The organism is Bradyrhizobium sp. 1, assembly GCF_023073315.1.
Classification (GTDB): domain Bacteria; phylum Pseudomonadota; class Alphaproteobacteria; order Rhizobiales; family Xanthobacteraceae; genus Bradyrhizobium.
The window spans coordinates 274,203-286,879 of sequence record NZ_JADPJH010000002.1 but is presented as its reverse complement, the minus strand read 5'-3'; the positions used below and the strand labels follow the sequence as shown (position 1 = coordinate 286,879).

Below are 12,677 nucleotides of genomic sequence, written 5' to 3'. Positions count from 1 at the left end.
CGATCGCTTCGCGATCGACCTCTCCCCGCAAGCGGGGCGAGGTGAAGCAACGGATGGGACAAGATGCGATGACCGCCATGCTGGAAATGCGCAACGTCAGCAAGAGCTTTGCAGGCGTCCAGGCGCTGCGCGACGTCAACTTCTCGGTTCAGGCCGGCCAAATCCACGCCCTTGTCGGCGAGAACGGCGCCGGCAAGTCGACGCTGATGAAGGTGCTGAGCGGCGTCTATCCCGCGGGCAGCTACGAGGGCACCATCGTCTTTGACGGTGAGGAGCGGCGCTTCCGCGACATCAATGATTCCGAGGCGCTCGGCATCATCATCATCCACCAGGAGCTCGCGCTGATCCCGCTGATGTCGATCGCGGAAAACATTTTTCTGTCGCATCCGCCGTCAAAGCTCGGCGTGATCGACCGCGACGAGGTCTACCGGCGCACGCGCGAGCTGCTCGCGCAGGTCGGCCTGAAGGAATCCCCTGATACGCTGATCACCGATCTCGGCGTCGGCAAGCAGCAACTGGTCGAGATCGCCAAGGCGCTGTCCAAGCGGGTGCGGATGCTGATCCTTGACGAGCCGACCGCGAGTTTGAACGAGGCCGACAGCGCCGCGCTGCTCGAACGCCTGATGGCGTTCCGCGCGCAGGGCATCGGCTCGATCCTGATCTCGCACAAGCTCAACGAGGTCGCCAAGGTCGCCGACCACATCACCGTGCTGCGCGACGGCCGCACCGTCGACAGCATCGATTGCCGCGCCGAGCCGATCCAGGAAGACCGCATCATCCGCAGCATGGTCAACCGCGATCTCGCCCATCGCTTTCCCGAGCGCAACGCGAAAATCGGCGATCCTGTCCTCACCGTCGAGAACTGGTCGGTCTATCACCCCATTCATCCCGAGCGGCAGGTGATCAAGAACCTCGATTTCAGTGTCAGGCGCGGCGAGGTCGTCGGCATTGCAGGGCTGATGGGCGCCGGCCGCACCGAGTTTGCCATGAGCCTGTTCGGCCGCTCCTGGGGCAGCAATATCAGCGGCCGTATCCGCCTCGAAGGCCGTGAGATCGCGCTGACGAGCGTCGCGGCTGCGATCGATGCGGGCCTTGCCTATGTTACCGAGGACCGCAAGCAGCTCGGGCTGATCCTCGCCGACGACGTCCGCAAGAACATCACGCTCGCGAGCCTCAAGCAGGTCGCGCCGGGGCGGGTGATCGACGACATCGCCGAGCTGAAGGTTGCCAGCGACTACCGCAACCGGATGCGCATCCGCTGCTCCGACGTCTACCAGGAGACCGGCCAGCTCTCCGGCGGGAACCAGCAAAAGGTCGTGCTGTCGAAATGGCTGATGACCGACCCAAAAGTGCTGATCCTGGACGAGCCGACCAGGGGCATCGACGTCGGTGCCAAATACGAGATTTACTGTATCATCAACGAGCTTGCGGAAGCCGGCCGCGGCGTCGTGGTGATCTCCTCGGAGATGCCCGAGCTGCTCGGTATCTGCGACCGCATCTGCGTCATGAACGACGGCGCCTTCGTCGGCGAGTTCAAGGGCCTCGATGCGACGCAGGAAAAGATCATGCGCGCCATCATGCGCAACGAACGAAGCAACAGCGTGCCTGAGGCCGCGGAGATGGGAGGATCGCAGCCATGACCGACAAGACGGTTTCGCTGCCCGAGGAGCGCCGGCACGGCAGCTTCATCAAGAACAATCTGCGCAATTACGGCATGCTGATGTCGCTGATCGCGATCATGCTGTTCTTCCAGGTCATGACCGGCGGCACGCTGCTGCAGCCGCTCAACCTCACCAATCTGGTGCTGCAGAACAGCTACATCGTCATCATGGCGCTGGGCATGCTGCTGGTGATCGTGACCGGGCACATCGACCTCTCGGTCGGCTCGGTCGCGGGCTTCGTCGGTGCGGTCGCTGCCGTGCTGATGGTGACCTACAAGGTCGATTACACGCTCGCCTTCATCGTCTGCCTCGTGGTCGGCGCTGCCATTGGCGCGGCGCAGGGTTATTGGGTGGCCTATTTCAAGATCCCGTCCTTCATCGTCACCTTGGCGGGCATGCTGGTGTTCAAGGGGCTTGCGCTTGCGGTGTTGCAGGGCCAGTCGCTCGGACCGTTCCCGGCGACCTTCCAAAAGCTGTCCTCCGGCTTCATTCCGGAGATATTGCCCGAGGCCGGCACGCTGCATCCGACCTCGATGCTGATCGGTGCGGTGCTCGCGCTGGGCCTCGTTTACGCCAGCGCCAGGGGAAGGTCGCGCGAACTGTCGCACGGCATCGAGGTCGAGCCCTACGCGTTCTTCCTCGGCAAGAGCATTTTGCTGGCCTGTGCCGTGCTCTATTTCACCTATCTGATCGCCTCGCATCGCGGCCTGCCCAACGTGCTGGTGATCATGGGCGCGCTGATCGCGCTCTACGGCTTCGTCACCCGCCGCACCGTGATCGGCCGGCAGATCTACGCGGTCGGCGGCAACGCCAAGGCGGCAAGCCTGTCGGGCATCAAGACCGAGCGGCTGACCTTCCTCACCTTCGTCAACATGGGCGTGCTGGCAGCCCTTGCCGGCCTCGTCTTCGCCGCGCGCCTCAACACCGCGACACCGAAGGCGGGATTGGGCTTCGAGCTCGACGTCATCGCGGCCTGCTTCATCGGCGGCGCCTCGGCCTATGGCGGCGTCGGGCGCGTCGGCGGCGCCGTGGTCGGCGCCATGATCATGGGCGTGATGAACAACGGCATGTCCATCCTCGGCATCGGCATCGACTATCAGCAGGTCATCAAGGGCCTGGTGCTGCTGGGAGCGGTGTGCATCGACGTGTACAATCAGCGACGATAAACGCATCGGGAGTGCCGTAGGGTGGGTTAGCCCCGCGGCTTCGCGAAGCGCAGTCCGCTGGCGTAACCCACCACTTCTGTTTCCGCGGAAACGAAGGTGGTGGGTTACGCTTCGCTAACCCACCCTACGAATTATTGCGTCGTGAACAGCACCGTCGCGATCGCGACGGAGAGGCTGGCCCGGCGTTGCGGGCGATCTACCGGCAGGTGGCCCATTGAACAAGGGCACGCGGCGTCGTGTTCCCCGGCTGAACTATTGCCCATCAACTGGGTATATGATCGTATGCCGGGATGGACCAAATCCGGCCAAAGCCTGATCTCGTCATTTTCGATTGCGACGGCGTGCTCGTCGACAGCGAGCTGCTGAGCTGCCAGTGCCTCTCCGACGCGCTGTCCGAATTTGGGATATCGCTGACACTTGCTCAGGCGCTCGAGCTGTTCCTCGGGAGAAGCACGGGCGCGGTCACGCAGCATTATTGCGAGCTCGGCCAAATGGTGCCGGTCGATTTTCCGCTTCGGCTGAAGTCGCGCGTGCTGATCGCCTTCGAGAGGGCGCTCCAGCCGATTCCAGATGTCGATACAGTCCTGTCCGGCTTGCGCGCGCCATCTTGCGTGGCTTCGTCGAGTGATTTCGACCGCGTCGCGCTGTCGTTGAAGCTGACCGGCCTCGCGCCGCATTTCGGCGACCGGATCTACACCGCGCAAATGGTCGCGCACGGCAAGCCCGCGCCGGATCTCTTCCTTTACGCGGCTGACAAGATGGGCGTGCAACCCGCGCGCACGCTGGTGATAGAGGACAGCGTCAGCGGTGTGCAGGCGGCCAAGGCAGCCGGCATGATGGTCTGGGGATTTGTCGGCGGCAGCCATTATCGCGGGCGCGACGGGCAGGCTATATTGTCCGGCGCCGGAGCCGATCGGGTCTTCGCGCAGATGAGCGATTTCTGGAAGGGGGCGTGACGCCTTGGCCGCCGAGAACGACAAATCCAGACTCGACGATGCCGCGCGCGCCGGCTGGCTCTATTTCATTGCCGGCCACACCCAGGACGAGATCGCAAAAATGCTTCAGGTCTCGCGTGCGTCGGCGCAGCGGCTGGTCTCGCTGTGCCTTGCCGAGCGGCTCATCACGTTCAGGCTCGAACATCCCATCGCCGCCTGCATGGAATTGGCCGCGCGCCTGAAGGAGCGGTTTGACCTCAGCCATTGCGAAGTGGTGCCTGCTGATCCTGCCGCGCCGCAGGCCACAGCTGGCATCGCGGAACGATGCGCCAATCTGCTCGACGCGACGCTGCGCTCGGAGACGCCCGTGATCGTCGCGCTCGGCACGGGGCGGGCGGTGCGCGCAGCGGTCGAGCGCGTCACGCCGATCGACCGGCCCAACCACCAGATCGTCTCGCTGGTCGGCAACATCTCCGCCGACGGCTCGGCGAGCTTCTACGACACGGTCGGCCGGCTCGCCGATCGCACCGGCGCGCGGCATTATCCGATGCCGCTGCCGTTCCTGATGTCCTCGGAAGACGAGCGCAACAAGATGGTGCGGATCGAGCCAATCGCGAAGGTGAAGGCGGTCGCAGCCAAGGCGGATTTGCGCCTCGTCGGCATCGGCCAGATGGATCAGAAGGCCCAGGTCCATGTCGATGGCTTCGTCACCCGCGACGAATTGTTCGAGATGATGCGGCAGGGCGCCATCGGCGAGATCACCGGCTGGGCCTATGATTCCAAGGGCCGCCTGCTCAAGGCCGGCACCAACAAGCGCCTGACCAGCATTCCGCCGGAAGTGCCGGCGAAGACCACGACGATTGGCGCTGCGATCGGCGCGGCCAAGGTGCAGGCGATTACGGCGGCGCTGAACGGGCGCCTGATCAACGGCCTGATCACGGACGAGACGACGGCAACGGCTATCCTGGAACGGTAGGCATTCGCTTTTTCAGCGTGGCGGCGAGGCAGCGGGTCTCTCCACGCCGCTGTCATCGTCCGCCTTGTGCGCAATTGCGCACTGGGGCGGACGATCCAGTGCGCTGCGGCCCCCTTGAGGCAAACCAACAGACGGAACGGAGTACTGGATGCCCCGCCTTCGCGGGGCATGACGGGGAGGGTATCGCACCGCAGCACTCATAAGTTGCGGGAACACCCTCCCGCCTGCTTGACAATACCTCCGCCATAAGTTGAACATACGCCCAACGCGTGGGCATATGCTCAAAAGCGCGAGCTTAGGGAGGTCACCGTGAAACTCGTCCTCGGCGCCGTCTGCGGCGCGTCCATCCTGCTGGCTGTCCCTGCGATGGCCGAAACGACCCTGACGATCGCCACCGTCAACAATGGCGACATGATCCGCATGCAGGGGCTGACGGCTGAATTCACCAAGAAGAACCCCGACATCACGGTCAAATGGGTGACGCTGGAGGAGAACGTGCTGCGCCAGCGCGTCACCACCGACATCGCCACCAAGGGTGGCCAGTTCGACGTGCTCACCATCGGCACCTATGAGGTGCCGATCTGGGCCAAGAAGGGCTGGCTGGTGCCGCTCGCCAATCTCGGCGCCGATTACGACGTCGCCGACCTGCTGCCGAAGATCAAGGATGCCGTCTCCGCCGACGGCAAGCTCTATGCCGCGCCGTTCTACGGTGAGAGCTCGATGGTGATGTACCGCACCGATCTGTTCGACAAGGCCGGCCTGAAGATGCCGGAAAAGCCGAGCTGGGATTTCGTCATCGACGCCGCCAAGAAGCTGACCGACAAGAGCGCAGGCACATATGGCATCTGCCTGCGCGGCAAGGCCGGCTGGGGCGAGAACATGGCGTTCCTCTCGGCGATGGCCAATTCCTACGGCGCGCGCTGGTTCGACGAGAAGTGGGAGCCGCAGTTCAACACGCCGGAATGGAAGGCGACGCTCACGACCTACGTCAACCTGATGAAGGATTCCGGCCCTCCCGGTGCGAGCTCCAACGGATTCAACGAGAACCTCGCGCTGTTCAACGCCGGCAAGTGCGCGATGTGGATCGACGCCACGGTCGCGGCATCCTTCGTCACCAATCCGAAGGACTCCAAGGTCGCCGACAAGGTCGGCTTTGCACTCGCGCCCAATACGGGCCTTGGCAAGAATGCCAACTGGCTGTGGGCGTGGAATCTCGCCATCCCCGCCGGCTCGAAGAAGACGGAAGCCGCGGAAAAGTTCATCGCCTGGGCGACGAGCAAGGATTACACCAAGCTGGTGGCGTCGAAGGAGGGTTGGGCCAACGTGCCGCCAGGCACGCGCACCTCGCTCTACCAGAACCCCGACTATCTGAAGGTCGCACCGTTCGCCAAACTGACGCTGGCCTCGATCGATGCCGCCGATCCGAACAAGCCGACGGTGAAGCCGGTGCCTTATGTCGGCGTGCAATATGCGGCGATCCCGGAATTCCAGGGCATCGGCACGCAGGTCGGCCAGCAATTCTCGGCCGCGCTCGCGGGATCGATGACGGTCGATGCCGCGCTCACCGCGGCGCAATCGGTGACCGAGCGCGAGATGAAGCGCGCCGGCTACATCAAGTGAACCCGAGCTCTCCCTGAGCTCAAACTGGCGGCCATCCACCAGCCCAGCCCCGGATGGATGGCCGCCTTCTTCCCCAAGCGGAGAAGTTAGGGATGGCAACCCGGCAGACGCAGCTTCTTGCGCGCTCGCTCCTGACGCCGGCCGTCGGGCTCCTGTTTATCTGGATGATCGTCCCGCTTGCGCTGACGATCTATTTCTCGACGCTGCATTACAGCCTGCTCGATCCCGGCTCTGAATCGTTCGTGGGCCTTGAAAACTTCCGCTACTTCCTCACCGATCCCGCCTTCCTCGCCTCGCTCCAGAACACGCTGGTGCTGGTCGGCTCCGTGCTGGCGCTGACCGTCCTGCTCGGGATTCCCCTGGCGCTGCTGCTGGATCAACCCGTGATCGGCCTCAATGTCGTCCGGCTGATGGTGATCGCGCCGTTCTTCGTGATGCCCACGGTGAGCGCGCTGGTCTGGAAGAACCTGCTGATGCATCCGGTCTCCGGGCTGTTTGCCTGGATCGCTTCGGTGTTCGGGCTCACCCCGATCGACTGGTTCACCGATGCGCCGCTGTTGGCCGTGATCCTGATCGTGTCCTGGCAATGGCTGCCGTTTGCGACCCTGATCCTGCTCACCGCGATGCAGTCGCTCGACGAGGAGCAGAAGGAGGCCGCCGAGATGGACGGCGCCAGCGCCATCTCGACCTTCATCTACATCACGCTGCCGCATCTGGCGCGCCCGATCACGGTGGTGATCCTGATCGAGACCATCTTCCTGCTCACCGTCTTCGCGGAGATCTACGTCACCACGGGCGGTGGCCCCGGATTGTCGACCACCAACATCGCCTTCCTGATCTATTCGCAGGCACTGATCCAGTACGATGTCGGCACCGCCTCGGCGGGCGGGCTCGTCGCTGTCGTGATCGCCAACATCGTCGCCTTCTTCCTGGTCCGCATCGTCGGCCGCAATCTGGAAGCCTGAAATCATGGCGCGCAAGTCAACGACGCGGCGGGTGGTGGTCTCGACGATCGGGGCGTGGTTCTTCGGCTTCCTGATCTTCTTCCCGATCCTGTGGATGGTGCTGGCGAGCTTCAAGACCGAGCTCGAGGCCTTCGCGATCCCGCCGTCCTTCCTGTTCTTCCATTGGACGACAGAGAATTACGCCACCGTGCAGGAGCGCAGCGACTATTTCCACCACGCGCTGAACTCGATCATCATCGCCGGCGGCTCGACCTTGATCGCGCTCCTGATCGCGATCCCCGCGGCGTGGTCGATGGCGTTCTCGCCGACCAGGCGCACCAAGGACATCCTGCTCTGGATGCTCTCGACCAAGATGATGCCGCCGGTCGGCGTGCTGGTGCCGATCTACCTGATCTTCAAGACTTTCGGCCTGCTCGATTCCCGCATCGGCCTCGTCTTCATCCTCTGCCTCGGCAATTTGCCGATCGTGATCTGGATGCTCTTCACCTATTTCAAGGAGATCCCGCGCGACATCCTCGAAGCCGCGCGCATGGATGGCGCCACCATCGGCCGTGAGCTCGTCTACGTGCTGACGCCGATGGCGATCCCGGGCTTGGCGTCGACCATGCTGCTGAACCTGATCCTCGCGTGGAACGAGGCGTTCTGGACGCTGAATCTGTCGACCTCGGAAGCTGCGCCGCTCACCACGTTCATCGCGTCCTATTCGAGTCCGGAAGGGCTGTTCTGGGCAAAGCTGTCGGCGGCCTCGACGCTGGCGATCGCGCCCATTCTCGTCCTCGGTTGGTTCAGCCAGAAGCAGCTCGTGCGCGGGCTCACCTTCGGCGCGGTAAAGTAAGAAGGGCTGCCATGGGTCAGATCACACTTCAGGGCGTGCAGAAATCATTCGGCCCCGTGCACATCATCAAGGGCGCCGATCTCGAGATTGCCGATGGCTCCTTCGTGGTGTTCGTCGGTCCCTCCGGCTGCGGCAAGACCACGCTGCTGCGGTTGATCGCGGGCCTCGAGGATGTCTCCGGCGGCAAGATCCTGATCGACGGCAAGAACGTCGTCGACACGCCGCCGGCCAAGCGCGGGCTTTCGATGGTGTTCCAGTCCTACGCGCTCTATCCGCATATGAGCGTGCGCGGCAATATCGGCTTCGGCCTGAAAATGGCCGGCTTGTCGAAGGACGAGACCAACCGCAAGGTCGAGGCCGCGGCCACCACGCTGAACCTCACGCCCTATCTCGACCGCAAGCCACGCGAGCTCTCCGGCGGCCAGCGCCAGCGCGTCGCCATCGGCCGCGCCATCGTCCGCGAGCCCAAAGCGTTCCTGTTCGACGAGCCGCTCTCCAATCTCGACGCGGCGCTGCGCGTCCAGATGCGGATCGAGGTGACCCGGCTGCAGAAGCAGCTCGGCACCACCGCGATCTACGTCACCCACGACCAGGTCGAGGCCATGACCATGGCCGACAAGATCGTCGTGCTCAACGGCGGCAAGATCGAGCAATACGGTTCGCCGCTGGATCTCTACGAAAAGCCCGCCAACCTCTTCGTCGCCGGCTTCATCGGCTCGCCCAAGATGAATCTCGTGACCGGCGAGAACGCCTTGCAACTTGGCGCGGCCACCATCGGCGTGCGTCCGGAGCATCTCAAGATCGAGCGTAACGGCGCCGGCGGCTGGCAGGGCACGATCGCGGTCGCCGAGCATCTCGGCAGCGACACCTTCCTTTATGTCGATGCCGGCTCGCTCGGCATGTTGACCGCGCGCTATATCGGCGAATTGAGCCTGCATGCCGGCGACCACGTGTCGCTGCTGCCGGACCCCGCGCGCATCCACCGCTTCGACGCGGACGGCAACGCGCTTCGGAGCTGACAAGAAACGGCAAGAAAACGTCAAGAAACGGGAATACCAAAATGTATCTGGAAAAATTCAAGCTGACCGGCAAGACCGCGTTCATCACCGGCGGCGGGCAGGGCATCGGCCTTGGTTGCGCCGAAGCGCTGGCCGAAGCCGGCGCGAAAGTGATCATCGGCGATCGCGACAGCAAGGTCGCCGACAGCGCGAAGGCCGAGCTGAAGGCGAAAGGCTACGACATCGAGACCGCGATCATGGACGTCACCGACACCAAACGGGTGGCGGAGGTCGCGAACGATCTCGTCGCCCGTCACGGCAAGGTCGATATCCTCGTCAACAACGCCGGCATTGCCCGCAGCGAGACCCCGGCCGAGACCGTCACCGATGAGCATTGGCTCAACGTCATCGACGTCAATCTCAACGGCACCTTCTGGTGCTGCCGCGAATTCGGCAAGCACATGCTGAAGGCGAAGAGCGGCGCCATCGTCAATGTCGGCTCGATGTCCGGCTTCATCGTCAACAAGCCGCAGGAGCAGTGTTTCTACAACGCCTCCAAGGCCGGCGTGCACCATCTGACAAAATCGCTGGCCGCCGAATGGGGCGCACGCGGCATCCGCGTCAACGCGGTGGCGCCGACCTATATCGACACGCCCCTCAACGCCTTCGTGAAAAGCACGCCGAAAATGTACGACGCCTGGATCGGTGGAACTCCGATGGCGCGGATGGGGCAGGTCGAGGAGATCGCCTCCGTCGTCTTGTTCCTCAGCTCAGAGGCCGCGAGCCTGATGACCGGCAGCATCGTGCTGGTGGATGGCGGCTACACTTGCTGGTAGGCTTGCGTCAAAACTGACGGAAGCCACCGGGAGTGACAATGCCGCGAGCGTATATCGGCGTCGATGTGGGGACCACGAGCACACGGGCAGGGGTGTTTGACGAGGCCGGGACGCTGCTGGCGACGGCGAAGCATCCGATCCGGATCTGGCATGAGGCCGGCGACATCGTCGAGCAATCGTCCCAGGACATCTGGGACGCATGCGTGACATCGGTGCGGGCGGCGATGGCGGAGGCTGCCATTGCTCCCGATCGTGTCGGCGGCATCGGTTTCGACGCCACCTGTTCCCTGGTGGTGCTCGATCGCGAGGGCGAGCCGGTCACCGTCAGCGCCTCCGGCGACAGGCAGCGCAACGTCATCGTCTGGATGGACCATCGTGCCACGGCCGAGGCGCGGCTGATCAACGAGACTGAGGATGCCGTGCTGCGCTATGTCGGCGGCTCGATCTCGCCCGAGATGGAGATGCCGAAACTGTTGTGGCTCAAGCGGCATCTGCGCGCGAGCTTCGATGCCGCCGGGCATTTTTTCGATCTGGCAGACTATCTGACCTGGCGCGCAACCGGCTCGCTGCAACGGTCGACCTGCACCGTCACCTGCAAATGGAACTACCTCGCGCATGACGGCGGCGGCTGGAGCGCGCCGTTCTTCAAACGCATCGGCCTGTCGGACTTTGTCAACGAGCAATACACCCGCATCGGCACCGACATCGTCGCGCCCGGCACGCGGCTTGGCGAAGGTCTCAACCGCACAGCCGCGGCCGAGCTCGGCCTGTCGCCGGGCACGCCGGTCGGCGCGTCCCTGATCGATGCGCATGCCGGCGGCATCGGCGCGATCGGCGGCCGCGACGGCTCCGGCGGGACCAGCGATGTCAGTGACCGCCTCGCCTACATCATGGGAACGTCAGCCTGCATCATGGCGACGACGAAGGAGCCGTGCTTCGTGCCGGGCGTATGGGGCCCCTATTATTCCGGCATGGTGCCGGATGTCTGGCTCAACGAAGGCGGCCAGTCGGCCGCGGGCGCCGCGATCGACCATCTCCTCAAGTCGCATCCTGGCCACACTGATGCCAGCGCGGCGGCGCGGAGTGAGGGCGTCGACCTCATTGAATTCCTCGAGCGCCGCATCATCGCGCGCACGGGTGATGCCAGCCGCGCCGCGCTGCTGGCCCGCGACATCCATGTGCTGCCTGAATTCATCGGCAATCGCTCGCCCTATGCCGACCCCGATACCCGCGCGGTGATCGCGGGCCTCGACCTCGACACCGACGTCAGTTCGATGGAACGGTTGTTCGTCGCCGGCCTGTGCGGGCTCGCCTATGGGCTTGCAGAGGTGATCGAGGCCTTTGCCGCGCATGGCGTTCACTCCAGCATCATGATCATGGGCGGCGGCGCCAGCCGCAGTCCGCTGGTGCGGCAGATCATGGCGGATACCACCGGCCTCACCGTTGCGCTGCCGCAGACCAGGGAGCCGGTGCTGCTGGGCGCTGCGATGCTCGGTGCAGTCGCCGGCGGCGCTTACGCCTCGATCGGAGAAACCATGGCCAAGATGTCGACGCTGGGGCGGAAGAGCGAGCCGACCGCGCCCGACATGGCCGCGTTTCACGCCCGCAAACGCGAGGTCTATAAGCTGTTGCGCGAGGTCGATCGCGGCAGCCGTGCCGCGATGCGCGACATCGCCAGAGGTTGAAACGAATGCTGTTATCCTGCGGCGATGCGCTGATCGATTTCGTGCCGACGCGAAACATTGAGGGGCGCGAGGCGGTGATGCCCGCCGTCGGCGGCTCCTGTCTCAACGTCGCGATCGGCATGGCGCGGCTCGGTGGGCCCTCCGGCTTTGTCGGCGGCATCTCGACCGACCTGTTCGGCCGCATGATCGCCGATCACGCAGCCGCCTCGAACGTCGAGCTCGGCCTTGCCACGCGCAGCGATCACCAGACCACGCTCGCCTTCGTCCGCATCGTCGCAGGCGAGTCGCACTACGCCTTCTATGACGCCGAGACCGCGACGCGGAGCTGGACCTACCGGCGCGGGACAATTCCGTTTGCAGATGTCGAGGCGCTCCATGTCGGCTCGACCACGCTGGTCAACGACCAGGGCGCCGCCGAGACCAAAGCGCTGATCGCGGACGCACGGGCATCGTCCACGATCTCCTTCGATCCGAACTGCCGCCCCAATCTGGTCAAGGACAAACCGGCCTATCTCGCGCGCATGGCGGAGTTCGCAAGGACCGCCGATCTCATCAAGATGTCCGACGTCGACTTCGCCTATCTGTTCGGCGAGGAGCCGTATCAACAGCGGGCGAACATGCTGCTTGCGCAGGGCGCCGGCCTCGTCGTGATCACTCGCGGTAACAATGGCGCCATCGCCTGGCATGCGGGAGCAGGGCAGATCGAGGTTGTCGCGCCCAAGATCGAGATCGCCGACACGATCGGGGCCGGCGACAGCTTTCAGGCGGCGCTGCTGTTCGCCCTGCACAAGCAGGGGCGTCTTGCGCGTCAGCAGCTTAAGGACATCAGCACTGAGGAGCTCCGCCGCGCGCTGTCCATTGCCGCCAATTGCGCAGGTCTCACCTGCACCCGTCCGGGCGCCGATCCGCCCTGGAGCCGTGAGGTCAATTCGATTCGGTAGCGCGCTCTTCCTTCTCCCCTTGCGGGAGAAGATGGCGCGAAGCGCCGGACGAGGGGTTG

Annotated in this window: 11 protein-coding genes; all 11 read left to right on the top strand. The window is 64.2% G+C overall.

Annotated features, from left to right (window positions below):
- Positions 1 to 68: 68 nt before the first annotated feature.
- The 11 genes from mmsA (at position 69) to IVB29_RS01185 (ending at position 12,618) form a co-directional block, all read left to right on the top strand.
- Complete coding sequence (mmsA, locus tag IVB29_RS01235; RefSeq protein ID WP_247501778.1) at positions 69 to 1,640, top strand: multiple monosaccharide ABC transporter ATP-binding protein; 1,572 nt, start codon at positions 69 to 71, stop codon at positions 1,638 to 1,640.
- On the top strand, positions 1,637 to 2,827 hold the full coding sequence (gene mmsB / locus IVB29_RS01230) for a multiple monosaccharide ABC transporter permease (RefSeq protein ID WP_247501566.1): 1,191 nt from the start codon (positions 1,637 to 1,639) through the stop codon (positions 2,825 to 2,827). The genes mmsA and mmsB overlap by 4 nt, the downstream gene beginning before the upstream one ends.
- A 290-nt stretch (positions 2,828 to 3,117) precedes the next feature.
- Positions 3,118 to 3,783, top strand: a complete 666-nt coding sequence (locus tag IVB29_RS01225; protein ID WP_247501565.1) for an HAD family hydrolase — start codon at positions 3,118 to 3,120, stop codon at positions 3,781 to 3,783.
- Positions 3,784 to 3,787: 4 nt separating this feature from the next.
- Positions 3,788 to 4,738: a sugar-binding domain-containing protein gene (locus tag IVB29_RS01220; RefSeq protein ID WP_247501564.1), complete on the top strand. Its 951-nt coding sequence runs from the start codon at positions 3,788 to 3,790 to the stop codon at positions 4,736 to 4,738.
- Positions 4,739 to 5,047: 309 nt separating this feature from the next.
- Positions 5,048 to 6,358: a sugar ABC transporter substrate-binding protein gene (locus IVB29_RS01215; protein ID WP_247501563.1), complete on the top strand. Its 1,311-nt coding sequence runs from the start codon at positions 5,048 to 5,050 to the stop codon at positions 6,356 to 6,358.
- Positions 6,359 to 6,450: 92 nt separating this feature from the next.
- Entirely contained in the window at positions 6,451 to 7,323 is an 873-nt protein-coding gene (locus IVB29_RS01210) for a sugar ABC transporter permease (RefSeq protein ID WP_247501562.1), read from the top strand.
- Between the two features lie 4 nt (positions 7,324 to 7,327).
- Positions 7,328 to 8,158, top strand: a complete 831-nt coding sequence (locus IVB29_RS01205) for a carbohydrate ABC transporter permease (protein WP_247501561.1) — start codon at positions 7,328 to 7,330, stop codon at positions 8,156 to 8,158.
- 11 nt (positions 8,159 to 8,169) lie between these two features.
- A complete protein-coding gene (locus tag IVB29_RS01200) occupies positions 8,170 to 9,177 on the top strand; it encodes an ABC transporter ATP-binding protein (protein ID WP_247501560.1) in 1,008 nt (335 codons plus the stop codon).
- Positions 9,178 to 9,218: 41 nt separating this feature from the next.
- On the top strand, positions 9,219 to 9,992 hold the full coding sequence (locus IVB29_RS01195) for an SDR family oxidoreductase (protein WP_247501559.1): 774 nt from the start codon (positions 9,219 to 9,221) through the stop codon (positions 9,990 to 9,992).
- Between the two features lie 38 nt (positions 9,993 to 10,030).
- Positions 10,031 to 11,677 carry an FGGY-family carbohydrate kinase gene (locus IVB29_RS01190; protein ID WP_247501558.1) on the top strand — a complete coding sequence of 549 codons (1,647 nt, stop codon included), beginning with the start codon at positions 10,031 to 10,033 and terminating at the stop codon, positions 11,675 to 11,677.
- Positions 11,678 to 11,682: 5 nt separating this feature from the next.
- Entirely contained in the window at positions 11,683 to 12,618 is a 936-nt protein-coding gene (locus IVB29_RS01185) for a carbohydrate kinase (protein WP_247501557.1), read from the top strand.
- Positions 12,619 to 12,677 lie beyond the last annotated feature (59 nt).